Source organism: Achromobacter sp. Bel (assembly GCF_012928505.1).
Taxonomy (GTDB): Bacteria; Pseudomonadota; Gammaproteobacteria; order Burkholderiales; family Burkholderiaceae_B; genus Achromobacter.
In genome coordinates this window covers 17744-37008 of record NZ_JABBJN010000057.1, presented here as the reverse complement: position 1 = coordinate 37008, position 19265 = coordinate 17744, and the positions used below count along the sequence as shown (strand labels likewise).

General features: G+C 65.0%; 17 protein-coding genes. 3 read left to right on the top strand and 14 right to left on the bottom strand.

The features are described from left to right. From HG262_RS25740 to HG262_RS25725, 4 genes are all read right to left on the bottom strand, one after another. A partial coding sequence (locus HG262_RS25740; protein WP_211187774.1) for an enoyl-CoA hydratase-related protein occupies positions 1-557 on the bottom strand: 557 nt, incomplete at its 3' end. Further along, on the bottom strand, positions 554-1849 hold the full coding sequence (locus HG262_RS25735) for an acetyl-CoA C-acetyltransferase (RefSeq protein ID WP_169273711.1): 1296 nt from the start codon (positions 1847-1849) through the stop codon (positions 554-556). The genes HG262_RS25735 and HG262_RS25740, both read right to left, overlap by 4 nt. An 11-nt stretch (positions 1850-1860) precedes the next feature. Continuing rightward, the gene (locus tag HG262_RS25730) at positions 1861-4209 is read right to left on the bottom strand and encodes an acyl-CoA dehydrogenase (protein ID WP_169273710.1); all 2349 of its coding nucleotides are present in this window, start codon (positions 4207-4209) and stop codon (positions 1861-1863) included. 58 nt (positions 4210-4267) lie between these two features. Beyond that, positions 4268-4939: a TetR/AcrR family transcriptional regulator gene (locus HG262_RS25725; RefSeq protein ID WP_006225553.1), complete on the bottom strand. Its 672-nt coding sequence runs from the start codon at positions 4937-4939 to the stop codon at positions 4268-4270. A 387-nt stretch (positions 4940-5326) separates the two neighbouring features. Between HG262_RS25725 and HG262_RS25720 the strand changes: the two genes are divergently transcribed. The 3 genes from HG262_RS25720 (at position 5327) to HG262_RS25710 (ending at position 9258) form a co-directional block, all read left to right on the top strand. Continuing rightward, positions 5327-6928 (top strand): hypothetical protein, encoded by a 1602-nt coding sequence (locus HG262_RS25720; protein WP_169273709.1) that lies wholly within the window; start codon positions 5327-5329, stop codon positions 6926-6928. A gap of 561 nt (positions 6929-7489) precedes the next feature. Then, entirely contained in the window at positions 7490-8239 is a 750-nt protein-coding gene (locus tag HG262_RS25715; protein WP_169273708.1) for a response regulator transcription factor, read from the top strand. A 356-nt stretch (positions 8240-8595) separates the two neighbouring features. Beyond that, a complete protein-coding gene (locus HG262_RS25710; RefSeq protein ID WP_169273707.1) occupies positions 8596-9258 on the top strand; it encodes a response regulator transcription factor in 663 nt (220 codons plus the stop codon). Positions 9259-9366: 108 nt separating this feature from the next. Here the strand turns inward: HG262_RS25710 and HG262_RS25705 are convergent, their stop codons facing one another. From HG262_RS25705 to HG262_RS25660, 10 genes are read right to left on the bottom strand one after another with little or no spacing between them, the layout of a single operon-like run. Continuing rightward, on the bottom strand, positions 9367-10638 hold the full coding sequence (locus HG262_RS25705) for a glycosyltransferase WbuB (RefSeq protein WP_169273706.1): 1272 nt from the start codon (positions 10636-10638) through the stop codon (positions 9367-9369). Then, the gene (locus HG262_RS25700; RefSeq protein WP_169273705.1) at positions 10635-11195 is read right to left on the bottom strand and encodes a putative colanic acid biosynthesis acetyltransferase; all 561 of its coding nucleotides are present in this window, start codon (positions 11193-11195) and stop codon (positions 10635-10637) included. The genes HG262_RS25705 and HG262_RS25700 overlap by 4 nt, the downstream gene beginning before the upstream one ends. Beyond that, positions 11192-12079 (bottom strand): glycosyltransferase family 2 protein, encoded by an 888-nt coding sequence (locus HG262_RS25695; RefSeq protein ID WP_169273704.1) that lies wholly within the window; start codon positions 12077-12079, stop codon positions 11192-11194. Before HG262_RS25695 ends, HG262_RS25700 begins: the two co-directional genes overlap by 4 nt. A gap of 13 nt (positions 12080-12092) precedes the next feature. Beyond that, positions 12093-13220, bottom strand: a complete 1128-nt coding sequence (locus HG262_RS25690) for a glycosyltransferase (RefSeq protein ID WP_169273703.1) — start codon at positions 13218-13220, stop codon at positions 12093-12095. Beyond that, positions 13213-14517, bottom strand: coding sequence for an O-antigen ligase family protein (locus tag HG262_RS25685; protein ID WP_169273702.1), 1305 nt, complete (start codon positions 14515-14517; stop codon positions 13213-13215). Before HG262_RS25685 ends, HG262_RS25690 begins: the two co-directional genes overlap by 8 nt. Before the next feature lie 9 nt (positions 14518-14526). Next, positions 14527-15429, bottom strand: a complete 903-nt coding sequence (locus tag HG262_RS25680; protein WP_006225563.1) for a glycosyltransferase family 2 protein — start codon at positions 15427-15429, stop codon at positions 14527-14529. Between the two features lie 22 nt (positions 15430-15451). Beyond that, on the bottom strand, positions 15452-16768 hold the full coding sequence (locus HG262_RS25675) for an oligosaccharide flippase family protein (RefSeq protein ID WP_169273701.1): 1317 nt from the start codon (positions 16766-16768) through the stop codon (positions 15452-15454). Positions 16769-16800: 32 nt separating this feature from the next. Beyond that, a complete protein-coding gene (locus HG262_RS25670; RefSeq protein WP_169273700.1) occupies positions 16801-17763 on the bottom strand; it encodes a GDP-L-fucose synthase in 963 nt (320 codons plus the stop codon). A gap of 6 nt (positions 17764-17769) precedes the next feature. After that, positions 17770-18879: a GDP-mannose 4,6-dehydratase gene (gene gmd / locus HG262_RS25665; RefSeq protein ID WP_006225566.1), complete on the bottom strand. Its 1110-nt coding sequence runs from the start codon at positions 18877-18879 to the stop codon at positions 17770-17772. Positions 18880-18889: 10 nt separating this feature from the next. Next, positions 18890-19252: a VanZ family protein gene (locus HG262_RS25660; RefSeq protein WP_169273714.1), complete on the bottom strand. Its 363-nt coding sequence runs from the start codon at positions 19250-19252 to the stop codon at positions 18890-18892. Positions 19253-19265: the final 13 nt, after the last annotated feature.

Sequence of the window (19265 nt, the reverse complement as noted above, 5' to 3'; positions counted from 1 at the left end):
TCTTCCGATCTGGCAGCGCGGCGGGCGTCGGCTCCACGGCCGGTCAGCATCATGTCCAGCGCGGCGGGCGCGCCGATCACCTGCGGCAAGCGCAGCATCCCGCCCCAGCCGGGGAAAATGCCCAGCATGACCTCGGGCAGCGCCAGCGATGTGCCGGGCTGGTCCGCGACGAGCCGATAGCGGCAGGCCAGCGCCAGCTCCAGTCCGCCGCCCAGGCAATGCCCCTGGATCAGGGCCAGCGTGGGGTAGCGCACGGCGGCCAGGCGCTTGAACAGGTTCCAGCCGCGGGCCACCAGCGCGCGGCCTTGCTCGGGCGTGTCCAGGCTGGCGAACTCATTGACGTCAGCGCCCACGATGAATCCCGTGGCCTTGCCGGATTGGATGATCAGGCCCTTGGGCGGCGCGGCGTCCAGCGCATCCAGCACCACGGCAAGCTCGGCCATGGTGTCGGCCGACAAGGCGTTGACGGCGCTGCCCGCGCGGTCGAACGTCAGCCACGCCAGGCCATCGGCGTCGCGCTCCAGGCGCCAGTGCGATAGCGAGTCCAGTGTCGTCATGGGCGGTCCTCGTCCAGGGTTTCAACCAGCATTGCGCCGCCTTGGCCGCCACCGATGCAAATGGCTGCCATGCCCCGCTTAGCGCGGCGGCGCTTCAGAGCGTCAAGCAGGTGCAGCACGATGCGGGCGCCGGAAGCCCCTACGGGATGCCCGATCGCGATGGCGCCGCCATCCACATTGAGTTTGCCGGGGTCTAGCGACCCCCATGCTGGCGTACCGAAGTGTGCTTGGCAATAGGCCTCGTCGCGCCAGGCGGCCAGGCAGCCTAGCACCTGGGCGGCGAAGGCCTCGTTGATCTCCCACAAATCCAGGTCGTTCAAGCCCAGGCCGTGGCGCTGCAGAATGGGCGTGGCCGCATGCACCGGCCCCAGGCCCATCTGCGCGGGATCCAGCCCCGCCCACTGGCTGTCGACAATGCGGCCCAGCGGGCGCAGGTTCCATTTGGCGACGGCCTCTTCGGAGGCCAGCACCAGCATGGCCGCGCCGTCGGTCACTTGCGAACTGTTGCCGGCGGTGATGTTGCCCCAGGGCTTATCGAACACGGGCTTGAGCTTGGCCAGTTTTTCGGGCGTGGAGTCTTCGCGCACGCCGTCGTCCTCGGGGTACAGCTTGCCTTGGGTGTCGATCAACGGCGTGATCTCGGTCATGCTGCCGGCTGCGCGGGCCGCCAGCGCGCGCTGGTGGCTGCCGGCCGAATAGGCGTCCATGGCGGCGCGATCGATGCCGAAGCGGGTGGCGACGTTCTCGGCGGTCTGGCCCATCGACAGGCCCACGACGGGGTCCGTCAGGCCCTTCAACAAGCCGATGACCGGGGCCAGGCTCTTCAGCCTGAAACGCCGCAAGGTGGCCAGCTTGGCGCCGATGCCGCGGGCCGCGTACCAGCCGGCCAGCCAGCGCACCATGTCGTCCGAGAACAACAGCGGCGCGCGCGAGAGGGCGTCCGTGCCTCCCGCCAGCACCAGTTCCGAACGGCCGGACTGGATGTTGGCGATGCCGGAATCCAGGGCCTGCATGCCCGATGCGCAATTGCGCATCACCGTCCAGCCGGGCACCTGGTTGCCACAGCCCAGGCGCAGCGCGATGACGCGGCCGATGTTCACTTCATCGGGCGACGGCGCGGCGCAGCCCACGATGACCTCGTCGAAGTCCGTGGGCGCGAAGGGCTGGCGCAGCAGCAGGCCGCGGCCCGCCTGCACGGCCAGGTCGCCGGCGGAAAAGGGCCCGGGCCCGGTGCGCGCTTTCAGGAAGGGCGTACGGGCGCCGTCGACGACGTAAACCGGTTTGAATGCCATTCGATGCCTCCCTAGGCGACCTTGAGCTCGCCGGCGGGCCTGGCCGCGTCCGACGCACCGAGGTCGAAGGGGAAATCATCCACTTTCACGACGGTATCGCGCAAGCTGTTGCGGCGTTTCACCACGGCATATTCTTCGGCGGTGATGCCGCCGGCGGCGTACGCGGCGTCGGCGATGTCGCGCACATTGGCCTGCGGGTTGCCTTCCAGCGCGCCGCGCTTTTCCAGTTCGCGGATCTTGGCTTCGATGGGTTCGGCCTCCAGCGTGGCGGCCAGCGCCTGTTCAATGGCGCCCACGGGCTCGTCGGCGGTGGCGGGCAGGTGGCAGCCTGCGGTCAGCCGGTCGCGCGTGGCGCTGGGGTTGATCAGCAGCCGCGCCACGTCCTGGCCCAGTTGGTCGGAGGGCAGCGATTGCGTCCGGCCCCACGGGAAGATGATGCGCGCCAGGCTCCAGGCGACGAAGCGGTTGGGGTAGTTGTCCAGCACGCCGTCGAACGCTTCCTGCAGCTTGAACAGCGCGTCCTGGATGGACCAGTGCGCAAGCGGCGAGTCGGCGGCCTGGCGGCCTTCGTCTTCGAAGCGCTTTAGCGTGGCGCTGATCAGGTACATCTGCGAGAGCACGTCGCCCAGGCGCGCCGACAGGCGTTCGCGGCGCTTCAGGCTGCCGCCCAGCACCAGCATCGAGGTGTCGGCCAGCAAGGCGAAGGCGGCGGAGTAGCGGCTAAGCAGCCGGTAGTAGCGCAACATGTCCGGCGCGACATCGGCGTTCACGCTGACGTAGCGGGCGCCCGTCAGCGCGGTGCCCAGCGCGCGCAGCTTGTTGCGGGCGACAAAGCCGACATGGCCCCAGAACGCCCGGTCGAAATCCGCCAGGCCTTGCTTCTTGTCCGGCGATTGGGCGGCCTGCATTTCGGCGAGTACATATGGGTGGCAGCGGATTGCGCCCTGGCCGAAGATGATCAGGCTGCGCGTCAGGATGTTGGCGCCTTCCACGGTGATGCCGATCGGGATCTGCTGGTACGCGCGGCCCAGGAAGTTGTTGGGGCCCAGGCAGATGCCCTTGCCGCCGATCACGTCCATGCCATCGTTGACCACCTGGCGGGCGCGTTCGGTCACATGGTATTTGACGATCGCCGACACGACGGAGGGCTTTTCGCCCAGGTCCACGGCGCCCGCCGTCATGCTGCGCGCCGCATCCATCATGTAGGTATTGCCGCCGATGCGCGCCAGCGCCTCTTCGACGCCTTCGAACTTGCCGACCGGTGTGCGGAACTGGCTGCGCACGCGGGCATAGCCGCCCACGGCGCGGGCAGTCAACTTGGACATGCCGGTGTTGGACGAGGGCAGCGAAATGGAACGGCCCGCGGCCAGGCATTCCATCAGCATGCGCCAGCCCTGGCCGGCCATGGCAGGGCCGCCGATGATGAAATCCAGCGGCATGAAGACATCGGTGCCGCGGGTGGGCCCGTTCATGAACATTGCGTTCAGCGGGAAGTGGCGGCGGCCGGTGTCCACGCCAGGGTGGTCATGCGGCACCAGCGCGCACGTGATGCCCAGGTCCTTCTTGCCGCCCAGCAGGCCTTCTGGGTCATACAGGCGGAACGCCAGTCCCAGCAGGGTGCAGACGGGCGCCAGGGTGATGTAGCGCTTGTCCCACGTGACCCGCATGCCGATCACTTCGCGGCCCTGCCATTCGCCCTTGCAGACGATGCCGCTGTCGGGGATGGCTGCGGCGTCCGATCCGGCCCAGGGGCTGGTCAGGGCGAAAGCGGGCACGTCTTCGCCGCGCGCAAGGCGGGGCAGGTAGTGGTTCTTCTGTTCGTCGGTGCCGTAATGCAGCAGCAGTTCGGCGGGGCCGAGGGAATTGGGCACCATGACGGACACCGCCAACGCGGATGAGCGCGTGGACAGCTTGGTGACGATTTCGGAATGCGCATAGGCCGAGAAGGCCAGGCCGCCATATTCCTTGGGGATGATCATGCCCAGGAACCCCTGGGACTTCAGGTAGCTCCAGACGTCGGCGGGCAGGTCGTGGCGTTCCTGCGTAACGCTCCAGTCATCGACCATGCGGCAGGCGGCTTCGGCCTGGTTGTCCAGGAAGTGCTGCTCCTGTTCGGTCAGGCGCGGGCGCGGATAGGCCAGCAGGCGGCTCCAGTCCGGCCGGCCGCGGAACAGTTCGCCCTCCCACCATACCGTGCCGGCCTCCAGCGCATCGCGCTCGGTGTCCGACATCTGCGGCAGCACTTTCCGGTACAGGTTGAAGATCGGCGCCGACAGTAGCGCGCGCCGGATCGGGCGCACGCCCAGCAAGACGGCGGCAAGAAGCGCGATTGCCACCAGCGCGATGAGGACTGCGTTCATTTCTTTGTCTCCGTATGTGTTCTGTTCTGGTGGCCGGTCCGGGGGGGGGGCGGGGCGGCTACGTGCCCGCCACGGGTGGAAGCGGCGCGCGCAGTCCGCCCAGCAGGAAGCTCATCAGCCGGGGCAGCAGCAGGTCGGGGTTGTCGGGTTGCTCGGCTTCGTCCAGCGTCCATCCCGTGACGGACCGGAGCAGGTCCGTACCGATGATCGCGTACGAGGTGGCGCCCAGCATGAATTGGAAGCGCCAGACGATTTCGGCCTTGGGCACGTCGGGCAGCGCGGCGAACAGGGCATTGCGGTAGCGCTCCAGCACGTCGGCGTATTCCTCGGCGAACAGCGCGCGGATGAAGTCGGACGGGTCGGTCATGGTTCGTTCAAGCAGCGGCAGGAATGTGCTGCCCGCCTGGGCCGGATCCGCGGCCAGGCGCAGCAAGGTGCCGAAGAATGCGTCCACGATCAGCGAGGGCTTCAGGGGCTTGCCGCCGGATTGCGACTCCAGTTCATCCAACAGGCGCAGGCGTTCGCGGTTCAAGACTTCCAGGCGACGTTTGAGCACCGCCTGGACGAGGGACTCTTTGGAGCCGAAGTGATAGTTCACCGACGCCAGATTGACGCCAGCCGCGCCCGTAATCTGCCGCATCGATGTTCCATCGTGGCCTTGTTGCGCAAACAGCGCTTCGGCGGTGTCCAGGATGGATTCGCGAGTGTTGGGAGTTCTGATTTCTTGCATAAGGTTGAATTCAAACGTTCGTTTAAAAACATTATGCGGTAGGCAAGTGCGATAAGCGAGCCTCGGCAATCCCCAATAGGGTTTACCCGTGATGGCTTTTCTGCACCGGTCGGACTGAACCCTTCAGGTATGAAGGTACCGGGTCAGCTAGACCAGATGGATGAGACGGGTCGCGCCGTTGGAGGACGCGCCCATCGGTCGTCGGCGGGGGGCTGAGCCGTTCGGCCTCGGACGGCCGGCCTAGGATGAATGTGGTCTGGAAGGCGCGTCCAAAACGCCGCAGTATCAGCGCGAGGACTTCAACGCGTCGCACCGGCGATACGTGATGCGGGCCCGTTTGCCAGACCGCTGCGGCCACCCGTGCGCCCTGACACAGGAGCAGGACAAATGAAAACCTACAGAGTGGGACTGCTGGTTGACGGGTATGAGCAACCCGGCTGGATGCATGAGATGGCGGAGTGGCTGATCCATAGTCAGGATTTCGATATGTCCGCTTTGCTGGTGATATCCCCCGAAGGCACGGGCAAGGCGCCGCGCCTGGGGGTGAAGGCCTTGTTCGGCACGTTGTCGCGCTTCGAGGCCCGCCTGCTGCCGGTCAAGCAGCGCCAGATGCTGGCGAACTGCCGTGACATGCGGCAGAGCATGCCGCCTGGCGTGCCGGTGCTGCCGCTGGTGCCGGAAGCCGAGGCGCACGGCGAGGACGTGGTTGCCGCGCTGGGGCTGGACCTGGTGATCACGCTGGGCGCATCGCTGGCGACACGCACGCAAATGATGGGGTGGGCGCGCCTGGGCGTCTGGCAGTTGAGCTATTCCGATATCGCGGTGTCGACCAGTCGATATGCCGGTTTTTGGGAGGTTTATCAGCGCGAGGATCACACCACGGTGAAACTCTGGCGCGTCGGTCCGCAAGCGGATCAGGATGAACTCCTGGACCAGCGCAGTTTCAACACCGAGGTGTTCTGGCTGAAGAATCAGGCGCGTGCTTTCAGCCTGGGAAATTTCATGATCTACGATGCCCTGCAGGCGCTGGCCCGTGCCAGGCAAGCCTTGGCGACGCCCGAAATGCAGATCATGAGCGGGCCTCGCCGGCCAGACCCCATGGAGTGGAATAGCGCGGCTTATATCGCGCGCCAGGCGTGGTTAATATCTGATTTGATTGTGCGGCGCATCATGAAACGCAATGTCCGATGGCGGATCGGCATGTTCCCGTCGTCTCGGCAACAGGCGGTGATATCCGAAGCGATGGTGCTGCAACCCCCGAAGGGCCGATTTTTCGCCGACCCTTTTGTATATACCCACGATAAAAAGCCATATATATTTTTTGAGGATTACGATTTCTCTTCCCGGAAGGGTACGATTTCGGTCGCGACCTACTCCGACGGGGCTTTCCGGCTGCTAGGCACTGCCCTGAACCTGCCGTATCACCTGTCTTTTCCATATATTTTCGAACACGACGGTGTGACGTATATGGTTCCGGAAACGTGCGGGAATCGTAGTATTGAATTATGGAAGTGCACGGAATTTCCGCTTAAATGGGAACTTGACGTCACGCTGATGACCAATATATCCGCCGTGGATACCATTATTTTTAAACACGGAGAATACTGGTGGTTATTAACCAATATTGACCGAACGGATGGTCAGAGCCATTGCGACGAGCTGTTCGCGTTCTTTTCGGACTCGCCGCGCTCCACCGCCTGGACGCCGCACGCCTGCAACCCGATCGTGCGCAACCCGATGCGGGCCCGCAACGCGGGAATCGTTGTATCGCCTAGCGGAGACGTCATCCGTTGCGCGCAGTACCAAGGCTTCTGCCACTACGGAAAAGGCGTTTCGCTGAACCGGATCGAGGAGCTGTCTCCGACCACTTACGTCGAAACGGATGGCGAAATCCACTACGCGGACTTTTTGAGGAAGCGTCATGCTTCAATGCACCATTGGCATCACCAGGGGGGGCATACGGTATTTGATTTCGCCTATATGGAGTAAATGACGCATCCGGCACAAAAATAAAAATGTTACCTATATTTCGATTGACAGATGTTTGCACGGGCAGCCTGTGTCCGTTGATACATATCGATAGCATTTTCAGCCAACACCGGTCGTCCGTGCCACGTCGGGGGTCTGCCCCGGCGTGGCTTTTTTTTTGCCGTGTGTGCCCTCATCCCCGTCCCTATTGCGCCTCCGCAAGGGGAGGGATGAAGGTCACCGCCCTGGGATGCCCTGGAATCCTGGTGAAAACCCTAGCGGTAATTGTGGGGAGACGGTCATCTCATCCCTATTTACGAGAGTGATTAAGGCTAACGATTGATTTCTGTTTTTATCGGATTATATCGCCCTGAAACGTCTTGATTTTGGCAGTTTCGAACCATAAGATGGGTTCATGCCATCCGTTATGTTGGCTACCAAAGTTGCCCAGCCCAAACGCCCCGGTCCAGCTTCATTAGATATTCCGGGATGGTGCGGACCACCCACCGCAGGGTTGGAAAAAAAATAGTCTTCAGCACAGCGAAGATCCCTTCTAGGCCCGTCAAGAACCGGGAGGACACCATGGCCAAGATGGTCCTGATTGAAGCTCATCCGCTATTGCGGTTGGGGTTGTGGCAGATACTTAGCAAGTTGGACGATGTGTGGGAAATCGAGGGGATGGGCCTGGCGGATTTGTCCAAGGCCGACGGCGCGCACGCGGGCGCCGATCTTCTGATCTACGGGTTGCCGGTGGATACCGACGAGGCATGGAGCGCATTGCACGAGATCCAGCGTGTGCTCACCCCCAAGCGGATTCTGCTTCTGACGGACGTGATGCCGTTGCCCATGCCGGTGCAGGGCTTGCCGGGCGCAAGCGTGTATGGCTGCCTGATGAAGACTGCTTCGGTCGAAATCCTGGAAGCCGCGATACGCCTGGTCATGGCGGGTGGGCAGTGTTTTCCCAGCGAGCAGGCAATGCAAGCGCCTGCGGCTACGGTCTGCGCCTTGCCGTCCCGCGATGCTGACGACGCATCCGGAAAGGGCACGATGCCGGTCAGCGCCGGTGCGCAGTTGCTTCAGATCACGCCGCGTCAGTACGAGGTCCTGGTGTTGCTGGCCAGGGGCTATCCGATCAAGACGGTCAGCCGGATGCTCAATATCTCGGTCGCCACTGCCAAGACGCATGCGTGTACGCTTTACCAGCGCCTGCATGTCAAGAACAAGGGAGAAGCCGTCTACGCGGCGCTGCAGCGCGGGGCGACCTTGGAATGGCATGAACCCAATGGCAGGGAGACGGACGCCGGGCAGAGCTATGGGCGCAAACTAGGGTAGCAGCGGCTTGCGTTGCCTGCCCGGCAGCCTGGAACGCGCAGGTTCCGTTGCTGCCGGGGTCTTCATAGCCATCCTGGCTAAGGCATACACAGCAGGGCCCGGCGTGCGCCGCAGCACGCCTTTCCACCACCAATCATCCTCCTGAACGAGATTCAGCGGACGTAGCCGCTGATAGCATGGGTTGTGTCCGCAAGCATGGGTTGAGAGCGCGAATTACAACGCCTCGCGATCGCGATCCAATAGCGCGGACGAGATTCCCGTCATGCCGGCGCACCACCAGAACCTGCCTGGGCAAGGTGATGCGCCGATGTCGCGGGAACCGTGTATGGGCCATGCGTCACAAGGTTCCTCCCGGGATGACAACCGTACTGATCGAAGACTACGCTCTGCTTCGCGTCGCAATTCAGCATGTGCTGGAACGTGTCCGGAACGCCGACGACATTCTGGCCATCTCGCCAGCTCACCTGCTCAACATGTCCAGTTCGATCAACCGCCCAGTGGAATTGCTGGTCATCGGTTGCAGCGGCATGGCCGAGCAGGACATCGGGCTTATCTCCCAGGCAATGGCCTTTTTCATGCCGCGCCTTGTGCTGGTGCTGTATTCCGCGCTGGATCAGTCCGTGATGGGCGTCTGCGCGCGCAGCGGCGTCGCGGGTTATCTGCCCAAGGCATCCAGCCCCGACGCGTTGGCGGCGGCGGTCAGCCTGGTGACGGCAGGCGGCGAGTGCTATCCCCAACCGGCCGGCCGGCCGCAGAACCTGTCGCACGCGCCGGCGCAGGAACTGCGCGAACTGACGCAGCGGCAGGAAGAAATTCTGCAGCTGCTGGTGCAAGGCAAGACGATGCGCGAGATCGGCCAGCAGGTCGGCATATCGGTCGCGACGGTGAAGAGCCACGCGCGCACGCTGTACTGGAAGCTGAACGCGCGCAATCAGGCCGAGGCGGCGTACATCGCGGTGCAGATGGGGTTGGTCAGAAGCGCCGGCACCCTGGCGCAGGGCAAGACGGACAGCAATTGATGGGAATAGGGGCGGGCTCGTCTTCCCGAGCCAGAGCCCCGGTCTCGCGTTTCATGGCGAGGGGCAGTCGGACGGATGAAGCGCGAGAACGCTCGCGCTTCATCCGTCCTACGTATCGCTTTCGCGCGTGCGGCTTTTCAGGGATGCCGCCTTGGCCTTGGGGCCGACCACGGACTCGAATGCGCGTTCGGCCGCTGCCAGTACCGCATCCACGTGCAGATGGGTCAGCGCGTAGTGGCGCGCCGAGGCGCCCAGGGTTTCACGAGCGTGCGCATCGTCGCTAAGCGTGCGCACGGCCTGGGCCATGGCGTCGGCATCCTCGGGCGGGGCGAGCAGTCCGCAATGCGCGACGACGGCGGCCAGTTCCGTGCCGGCCGCGGCGCCGCAGACGACGGGACGGCCGCTGGCCAGCATGCCGGTCAGCTTGGACGGCATGACGAGATCGGCCGCGCCGGCGCGTTGCGGCAACAGGTGGATGTCCGCCGTGTTCAGCAGCGCACCCAGCCGGGCCGCCGGTTGCAGGTCCAGGAAACGTACTCGCGGCAAGCCTTCGCAGCGCGCCTGCAGCGGCGCGCGTTCCGGTCCCTGGCCGCAGAACACGAACCAAACCCGCGTGTCGTCGGCCAGCAGCCGCGCCACGTCGGCCAGCGTCTGCAGCCCCTGCTTTCCGCCCATGTTGCCCGAGTACAGGGCGACGATCGCGTCGGCGGGGATGCCCAGTTCGGCGCGGTAGTCGCCGCCGTCCGCACGCGGGGCGATGGCATTGACATCGATCCAGTTGGGCAGGAGCACCGCGCGCTCGGGCGCGACGCCCTTGGCCAGCGCCAGATCCAGCATGCGGTTCGATATCGTAGATACGCGGTCGAAGCGGCGCATCAGCCAGCGTTCGGCCCGCTTGACCATCGCGCGCAATCCCGCGCCTTTGAGCAGACCCAGTTCGAACGCCGCGTCGACTTCGTAGTCCTGGATGTGCAGCCAGGCGCGCGCGCCGCACAGGCGTGCGGTCAGCCAGGCGGCGGGTGCGCAAAACAAGGCCGGTTCCACCACCAGGATAAGGTCCGGCCGGCTGGCGGCCGCCCGCAGCAGCGACGGTACGCTGGACACGGCGAAGCTTGCCAGGTGGATCAGGCGCTTCACGCCGCCCGGGCGCGCGGGCACCCACAGGGGCGCGCGGCGCACGGTGACGCCGGCCCGCGTTTCCTTGCGATAGCGGCCTGCGCGATAGCCGTCGTGGACCTGCCATTGCGGGTAATACGGGGGGGCGGTCACAACGCTGACGTCGTGGCCGTGCGCGGCCAGCCATTCGGCCAGTTCGGCGCTGTACTTGCCGATGCCGGTCAGTTCCGGCGCGTAGTTGATCCCGTAGATCAGTATCTTCATGGCGGCGTGGGCAGGCGGGGGCGGACGGGCCGGCAAGGGTTGCCGTGGCACACCATCGCGGCGGGCATGTTACGGAACACCGAACTGCGCGCGCCCACCACGGCCTCGCGGCCGATGGTCACCCCGGGGCCGACGAATACGTCTGTCGCCACCCAGGCGCCGTCCTCGACGCGGACCGCGCGCTCGCGCAGGGGGAAATCCGGCTGGCCGGCGTCATGGTCGGCGGCGCACAGGTAGCTGCGTTGCGACACCACGGCGTGGGCGCCGATGTGGATGGGCCCCAGGCTATAGATCACGGCGTCGTCGCCGATCCAGGCGTAGTCGCCGATCTGGACCTTCCACGGATAGGTCACCGTGGCGGTCGGCCGGATCAGCACCTTGCGGCCCACTTGCGCGCCGAAGCAGCGCAGCAGCCAGCGGCGGAATCCATAGGCTACCTGCGGCGACCATCGGAACACCGTCCCTTGCACCATCCACCATAGCTGCACCGTCAATGCGGAGCGGCCGCGTTGGCCAGGCGCCAGTGCAAAGCGGTCCAGTTGTTGCAGCGCGCTCATTTGGCGGCTCCCGCCACGGCATCGGCCTGCGTGTCGTCGGCACGCGCCAGGCGTGCCTTCTGGAGCTCTTCGGTCTTGATGCGGATCTGCCAGTAATACATGGCGCGCGCCACCGCGTAGTCGTAGCCGGCCTTGCCGTCCAGAAAGCCCAGGCGGAAGACGTAGGAATGCAGGAAGGAAATTGGCGCCTTGAACGGCATGGCCTGGAAGATGCGCTTGAGCAGTGCGCGCGCGCCCACGTTGGCTTCGCGCGGGTCGTTCATCAGTCCCTTGGTGCGCAGGTTGGCTTCCCAGTCCGAATAGCGGTTGTGCTTGTCGAAATAGTGGAAAAGCGAGTCGTGGTCGTTATGCACCATACGCTGGCGCAGCGCAAAGGTCTCGCCCTTGACCTGGGGTTGGTAGTGGCCTTCGACTTCCCACATGTGGGCCACGTCCAGGTCGTCATAGTCCAGGAACCGGGACTGGTCGCGCGCCAGCAACGCCAGCTTGTAGACGCGGTGGCCATGTTCCAGCTTTTTTCCGCAGAACACGTAATCGAACGGCACGAAGGCCCCGCCCGCGCCGGCGGCGAAGCGCGGCAGGGTTTCGCGGATCTCGGCGGCCAGCCCGGGCGTCATTTCCTCGTCGGCGTCCACGTACAGCACGACCGGGTGCGAGAACGGCAGCTGTTCCAGGCACCACTGCTTCTTTTTGGGGTACTTGCCGTTCCACTCGAAGTTCGAGACACGCGCGCCCAGCGCCGTGGCCATCGCGCAGGTGGCGTCGGTGCTATTGGAATCCACCACGAACACCTCGTCGAACTCCGCCAGCGCTTTCAGGCACTTGGTGATGTTGCGTTCCTCGTTCTTCGTCATGACCACCACGGAAACCGGTATTTTCTGCATGATGCTTTCCTGTTCAGGGCGTGCCGCGTTGCATCAGCGGCTGGAATAGCGCGATGACATTGCGGCAATGCCGCTCTAGGGAGAAGGCGTCGGCGCGCTCGGGGCCTTGGGCGGCCAGTTGCTCGCGGATGCTGCCGTCGTAGGCCAGGCGGCGCACCGCATCGGCCAGCGCCGCCGCGTCGCCCACCGGCACCAGCAGGCCGTAGCGGCCGGCGTCCAGGATTTCCGCCGGCCCATGGGGACAGTCGGTGGAGATGACCGGCACGCCCAGGCACAGCGCTTCAACCAGCACATTGCCGAAGCTCTCGCGGATCGAAGTCAGCGCGAAGGCGCCCGCGCCCGCGATCACGGGGAACGGGTTGTCGATGTGGCCGGCCAACGTGACGGTCGTGCGGGAGGGGCGGTCGTCGATGCGCTTTTGCAGCGCCGCGTGCTCGGAGCCTTCGCCCAGGATGGTGAAGGCGATGCCGGGGTCGTCCAGCAGGGCGGCGGCGTCGATCAGGGTGGCGTAATCCTTCACTGCTTCCAGCCGGCCGACCGCCACCACGTGATAGGGCGTCGTGCCATCGCCTTCCGGGCGCTGGGCGCCTTGCCGGCGCACGTTGTCCAGCGGCACGCCGTTGTAGATGGTGTGGACCTTGCCGCGCAGCGGCGGAAACATGCTGACCAGGTCCTCCTTCACGCCGCGCGAGACGCCCACGACGGCGTCGTGGCGGCGGTAGGTCTGGCTGACCAGCCAGCACTTCAGGCGCCGCATCCGCGATGCGCCGTAGTGGATGGCCGGGCTGCTGTGCTCGAACGCGACGGTCCGGAAGGTGCCGCCCAGGATCTTCCTGGCCAGGACGACCAGCATGTTGCACAACAGGCCGTGCGAGCAAACGATGGCGGGCTTGTCGCGCCGGATCTGGGCCAAGAGGCGCATGAACGCCAGCGGCAGCATCAACCGGAGCTTGGTGGGCGATTCAATGACTGGCAGTGCGCGGGTGACCTTCGGGTTGCCGACCGGATATTCGCGGTTGCGCGATCGCAGCAGGAACAGGGCGGAATCGACGCCCTGTTCCGGCAAGGCGTCCACGATGAAGGCGACGCATCTTCCGACGCCGCCGTGCAAGTCGGGCGCGACAAACAAGACATCAGGCATGGGGAATCACTCGCGGTAGCGACCGGCGCGCGGCGTCCGGACGGTGGCTGGGGGTGAGCGGCGCAGCGGGCGTCTTGGCCCGCGGCACGGGCATGATCTGTGCATTGCGCATCAGCGACAGGCAATAGCACAGCAGGAATCCGGTGAATGCGGTCTTGGGCGCATAGGCCAGGCCGCCCGACAGTGAATCGATGAAGATGTAGATGGGCGCGGTGGCCAACAGGTAGCGCCGGTGCATCTCCAGCCCGGGATGTCGGTAGCGCCTGAGCAGCGTCAGCAGCAGGATCAGCAGGGGCGGCAGCATGATCATGATGGTGCCCACCACCCCGAACTTCATCAGGTAGAACGCCCAGGAATTGTGCGCGAAGGTGCTGAGTTCGAAGCCGTTTTCCCCCATCACCCAGCTGCGGAACCCCGCGCCCTTGCCGAACACCGGGCTTTCGGCGAAGAAATCCATCTGCCCTTGCATTTCCTGGATGCGGGCGCCGTAGCTGGAGTCCTCGTCCAGCTTTTCGACGCTGAAGATGCGGTTGGCAAGCACGTCCAGATAGCCGATGCTGGCGAACACCAGTACCCCGGCGACGGCCGCAGGCGCGAAGATCAGCACGGCGCGGCGGCGGATCTCGGGGCCCGATCCCAGCAGGACGGCGATCAGCACCGACACCGCCAACTGCAGGTACTGGCTGCGGTTCAACGAGAACACCAGCGCCAGCAGCATGTAGACCGTCAAGGCATAGGCTTTGGGGCCGGACACGTTCAGCGTGCGCCGAAAGTACAGCAGCGACACCACGCCGAACGGAATGGCCCAGACGCCCAGCCGCACGTTGCGCAATGGGTTGGCCACGCTGAAGCCCTGCAGCTGCTCCAGCAGCATCAGCGTGGCGACCGCCAGGCAGGCCGCCACGATGTACTTTTGCAGCACGGCGTAGGCGGCGGGGCTGTCGATGTCCTTGTAGCAAAGGAAAGGCGTGCACAGGAAATAGAACACGATGCGCAGGTCGCGCGCGACGTCGCCGGTCTCGATGCCGGGGTGGTGGGCCGACACGAGCAGCAGATAGATCACCGACATCGCCTGCAAGCCCAGCAGCGCGCCCAGCAGGCCGCGCGGCAAGGCATAGGCGCTGGGTTCGGCCAGCCGCAACGCCTTGACGGCCAGCATGGCAACGAACAGCACGTCGAAAGGCGACAGCTTGAAGCTGCCCACGCCCAGGATGAACCGGTCGTCGTTCAGGGCGAGGGCGGTGAACGCAAACAACCCCAGCAGGTGCAGGGTGGAGAGGCGGCGGTGCGGACTCATGTGAGTTTCCTAGTGTGCGGCCCAGTCGTCGCGTCCGAAAATCTTGGTGGTCAGCTTTTCGAACAGGTAGGACAGGTCGCCCTGGCGGGCGTGCGCGGCCACCTTCGATGCGCGGCAGGACAGTTCGAACAGCCGGCCCAGCCCCGGCTCGGTGCGCCGGATGCGGGTCACGATCTGCTCGCGCTCTTCCAGCAGCACGTCCTGCATCAAGGCCGTCTTGGTTTCGTCGTGCGCCGTATAGACGCCCAGCGCATCCGGCACGATCAGATTCTTGCCTTCGCGCAGCAGCCGGCTCCACAGCTCCAGATCCATGCAGTAGCGCATGCTTTCCTGCAGCAGGCCGTACTTGCGCAGCAGGTCGCGGCGGAAGATGGCCGACTGGTTGGGAATCGATGCCTTCACCACCGTCAGCGTGCCTCGATTGACTGGCGTGTAGTGGATCTTGCGGAAGATCTGGTTGTTGGCGTCGGCCACGAACAGGTTGCCGCTGACGATCGGCGCGCGGCCCCGCGCGGCGGCCGCGCCAAGCTTGCGCAGCGCGCCCGGAAAGTACAGGTCGTCGGAGTTCTGCCAGCCGACGTAATCGCCGGTGGCGCGCTCGAACCCCTTGTTGATGGCGTGGGACTGGCCGCGGTCCGGGGTGCTTTCCCAGTACGTCAGGTACCGCTCGTACTTGCGGATGATGTCCACGCTGCCGTCGGTCGAGCCGCCATCGATGATGATGTATTCCAGCCGCGGATAGCCCTGGTTCAGCACGGACAGAATGGTGCGTTCCAGGAACTTGGCCTGGTTGAACGAGGGGGTCACGATGGTCACCTTGGGCAGCAGGCCCCCGGCGATCGGCGCGGGCGGGCGGAGCTCGCGGACGAAGTCGATGAGCTGACGTGAGTACTCGTTATGACGCTTGCGCATGTAGGACCTCAACATGGTGGGGTTATCGGGTGGCCGCTGGCAATGCGCCCGGGAAGTCGGGGCGGGATTGACGGATGGCGAGAGCCACGCCGGCCAGCGTGATCGCCGCGTAGGCCATGCGGCCCCAGGCCGCGGCGTGCTCGCCCGCCGCGTGTACCAATCCCGCCATGACGCACAGCATCGCCAACCCGCCCAAGCCGTTCAGGATGGCGACCGCGCGGGAATTTCCAAGGCCGAGCAGCGAGAAGTGCGCCGCGGCATTCAGGGACAACAGCCCCGATGCCACGATCAGCAGACGGAAGGTCGCAAGATGGCCGGTAGCCACGTTGGCGCCCAGCAGCAGGTTCAAAAGAGGATGGCTGACCGCCAGCACGGCAAGCGTGGCGCTGGTCGACAGCGCCAGGTTCCACAGCATCATGCGGCGGATCTCGTGTTCCGCCGCGCCGGCATACGGCGGCGACACCGACAGACGGCTGACGCGCGGCATGGCCTTCTGGAAGATCGCCACCGCGGCGGTATGGATGATCTGTCCGACCTGCACGCCGACCGTATAGATCGCCAGCGCGGCCGGCCCCATGAGACTGCCCACCAGCACGCGGTCCACGGATCCGAACGCCAGCGCGCTCAGGCTGTTCAGCCAGGACCAGCGGGAAAACTTGAATGCGTCCATCATCGCGGCGCGGTCGCGCACCGGGCGCACCAGCACCCGTCCGTAAGCGCGCGAGAACACGCGCATCTTCACGGTGCCAGCGACCAGCAGCCCGAACGCCTGGGCCACGCCCGTCCACGTGGGGGAGGCGGTCAGCGCCGCCGTGGCGCAGGCCAGCGCCATCGTGCCGGAACGGCTGAACACTTCGCACAGCGCGGTGGCGCGGAAGTCCTCGCGCCCTTTCAGGCAGCCCGAGAACAACTGGTCATACTGCTGGGTCAGATAGATGGCCAGCGCCGGCATCGCCAGCAGGGTCACCGCCACGCCGCCGAAAGTCGCAGCAGGCCAGGCCAGGCCGACGACCGCCCACAACAGCACTGCGGCCAGCGTGACCACGCCTAGCGCGCAGCCGATCAGCGACATGCTGACGCCCGCTGCGCGGTAGGCGCCGCCCGGCTCGTGAATCCGTTCCGACACGAGCTTGGTCGCGGTCACGGCCGCGCCCAGGTTGGCGGCATTGCCGAACCCGGCCAGCGCGATGATCATCGAATACTGGCCGAAGCCTACCGTGCCCAGCTGGCGGAACAGGATGGGCAAGGCCACCAGCGCCGCGATCGGGCCGATGCCGTATTCCACCAGCCCCCAGAAGGAAGCGTTGCCGGCGATGTGTTTCCTGACGAATCCAAGCATCGGGTAGCCTGTGTTTCATGCTGGCGCGGCCGTCAGGCCACGGGCAGCGCCTGTCGGGGTTGGTCGGCGCGTTCGCGCAGGAAATGCCCATAGGCCAGCGTGATGCCGTCGATGAGCGAAATGCCGGGCCGCCAACCCAGCGCCTGCACGCGCGACGAGTCCATCAGCTTGCGCGGCGTGCCGTCCGGCTTGCTGGTGTCGTAGACGATGCGCCCGTGGTAACCCACGACGCGCGCCACCAGCGCCGCCAGGTCCGCGATGGAGATGTCCTTGCCCGCGCCGATGTTGTAGATGCCTTCGGCGTCGGGATGCTCCATCAGCGTCACGCAGGCCTGGGCCAGGTCGTCCACATACAGGAACTCGCGCAGCGGTGTGCCGGTGCCCCAGATCGTCACGCTTTCCTGCGCCGCTTCGCGGCCTTCGTGGAATTTGCGAATCAGGGCCGGCAGCACATGGCTGCTGTGCAGGTCGTAGTTGTCATGCGGGCCATACAGGTTGGTCGGCATGGCGCAGATGAAGCGCGCACCGTACTCGCGCTGGTAGGCTTCGCACAGCTTCAGGCCTGCGATCTTGGCGATGGCGTACGGCTCGTTGGTGGATTCCAACGGGCCGGTCAGCAAGGCGTCTTCGCGCAACGGCTGCGCAGCGTCGCGCGGGTAGATGCATGACGAACCCAGAAACAGCAGGCGGCGCACGCCGGCCGCGTAGGCGGCGCGGATCACGTTGCACTGGATCATCAGGTTCTTGTAGAGGAAGTCGACCGGATGATTCTGGTTGGCCAGGATGCCGCCCACCTTGGCCGCCGCCAGGTACACCACGTCGACCGGGGTCGTCGAGAAGAAGCGGTGCACCTGATTCTGGTTTTCCAGGTCCAGTTCGGCGCGGGTGCGGGTCAGCACATGGGGGTAGCCGCGCCGCTGTAGTTCGCGGGTGATCGCGGCGCCCACCATGCCACGATGGCCGGCGACAAACACGCGTTGGTCCAGGTTCGTCATGGCGGACTACTCCTTGTAGGCGTAGATTTCGTAGCCGTTCTGTTCGACCAGCGCGTCGCGGCGCGCATCCTTCAGGTCGCTTTCCACCATTTCCTTGACCAGTTGCGCGAACGTCGTGCGCGGCGACCAGCCGAGTTTCTCCCGCGCCTTGGTGGGGTCGCCCAGCAGGGTTTCCACTTCCGTCGGGCGGAAGTACCGCGGGTCCACCCGCACGATCACCTGGCCGGGCTTGATGTCGTGGACCGGCGAGAACAGCACGGTGGCCGTTTCTTCCAGCCCTTCGCCCTCCCAGGCCAGCAGGATGCCCAGCTCGCGCGCCGCCGTATTGATGAATTCGCGCACGCTGTATTGCATGCCCGTGGCGATGACGTAGTCTTCCGGCGTCTCTTGCTGCAGCATCAGCCACTGCATTTCGACGTAATCGCGGGCATGGCCCCAATCTCGCAGCGCCGACAGGTTGCCCAGGTAGAGGCATTCCTGCAGGCCCAGCACGATGCGCGCCAGGCCGCGGGTGATTTTGCGGGTGACGAAGGTCTCGCCGCGCTTGGGCGATTCGTGGTTGAACAGGATGCCGTTGCAGGCGTACATCCCGTACGCTTCGCGGTAGTTCACGCTGATCCAATAGGCGTACAGCTTTGCCGCGGCGTAGGGGCTGCGCGGGTAGAAGGGGGTAGTCTCCTTCTGCGGCGTTTCCTGCACCAGACCGTAAAGTTCCGAGGTGGAGGCTTGGTAGAAACGCGCCTTTTCCTCAAGCTTCAGGATGCGGATGGCTTCCAGCAGGCGCAAGGTGCCCAGGCCGTCGGCGTTGGCGGTGTACTCCGGCTCTTCGAACGACACCCCCACATGGCTTTGGGCCGCCAGGTTGTAGATCTCGTCTGGCTGAACGGATTGCACGATGCGGATCAGGCTGCATGAATCCGTCATGTCGCCGTGATGCAGCACAAAATTGCGCGGCTGGTCGTGGGGATCCTGATACAGGTGGTCGATGCGCGCGGTATTGAACAGCGAAGCACGCCGCTTGATGCCGTGGACCTCATAGCCCTTGGCCAGCAGGAACTCCGCCAGATAGGCCCCGTCTTGGCCGGTAACGCCGGTAATCAGTGCCCGTTTTGGCATGGTTGTATCCTTAAGACTTAGTGACTTCACGAAAGGAGCCGAAGGCTGCGGAACCGATGTGCAATGAGATTACTGTTGCACCAGCCGCCAAGATATCGGCCAAAAGGTCTAAGAGTTCAGCCTGTCGATAGGGAAAAAAGGACTGGATTGATTCGTCCAGCGCACCTAACGCCGTGACCGTCAGCATGGCCACCAGGGCCGGGCGCCGGTTGACCGACAGGTAAATCAGCGCGGTCAGGAAGGCGTAGGCCACAAGATGCAGGCGCTTGTCGCCGAAGGCGTCGGACATGTCGGCGGCCAGGCCGGGCAGGTTGCCCACCGTCACCAGCACGGCGAAGAACAACCCCGCCATGGGCAGGCAGATCCGCGCCAAGCCGGGGCGCCAG

Bases quoted from the DNA above. Each gene is read 5' to 3' on its own strand.
- gmd (WP_006225566.1), bottom strand. From the start codon at position 18,879: ATGCCAAAACGGGCACTGATTACCGGCGTTACCGGCCAAGACGGGGCC.
- HG262_RS25715 (WP_169273708.1), top strand. From the start codon at position 7,490: ATGGCCAAGATGGTCCTGATTGAAGCTCATCCGCTATTGCGGTTGGGG.
- HG262_RS25680 (WP_006225563.1), bottom strand. From the start codon at position 15,429: ATGCGCAAGCGTCATAACGAGTACTCACGTCAGCTCATCGACTTCGTC.
- HG262_RS25700 (WP_169273705.1), bottom strand. From the start codon at position 11,195: ATGAGCGCGCTGCAACAACTGGACCGCTTTGCACTGGCGCCTGGCCAA.
- HG262_RS25670 (WP_169273700.1), bottom strand. From the start codon at position 17,763: ATGACGAACCTGGACCAACGCGTGTTTGTCGCCGGCCATCGTGGCATG.
- HG262_RS25685 (WP_169273702.1), bottom strand. From the start codon at position 14,517: ATGAGTCCGCACCGCCGCCTCTCCACCCTGCACCTGCTGGGGTTGTTT.
- HG262_RS25695 (WP_169273704.1), bottom strand. From the start codon at position 12,079: ATGCAGAAAATACCGGTTTCCGTGGTGGTCATGACGAAGAACGAGGAA.
- HG262_RS25720 (WP_169273709.1), top strand. From the start codon at position 5,327: ATGAAAACCTACAGAGTGGGACTGCTGGTTGACGGGTATGAGCAACCC.
- HG262_RS25675 (WP_169273701.1), bottom strand. From the start codon at position 16,768: ATGCTTGGATTCGTCAGGAAACACATCGCCGGCAACGCTTCCTTCTGG.
- HG262_RS25690 (WP_169273703.1), bottom strand. From the start codon at position 13,220: ATGCCTGATGTCTTGTTTGTCGCGCCCGACTTGCACGGCGGCGTCGGA.
- HG262_RS25725 (WP_006225553.1), bottom strand. From the start codon at position 4,939: ATGCAAGAAATCAGAACTCCCAACACTCGCGAATCCATCCTGGACACC.
- HG262_RS25705 (WP_169273706.1), bottom strand. From the start codon at position 10,638: ATGAAGATACTGATCTACGGGATCAACTACGCGCCGGAACTGACCGGC.
- HG262_RS25710 (WP_169273707.1), top strand. From the start codon at position 8,596: ATGACAACCGTACTGATCGAAGACTACGCTCTGCTTCGCGTCGCAATT.
- HG262_RS25730 (WP_169273710.1), bottom strand. From the start codon at position 4,209: ATGAACGCAGTCCTCATCGCGCTGGTGGCAATCGCGCTTCTTGCCGCC.
- HG262_RS25735 (WP_169273711.1), bottom strand. From the start codon at position 1,849: ATGGCATTCAAACCGGTTTACGTCGTCGACGGCGCCCGTACGCCCTTC.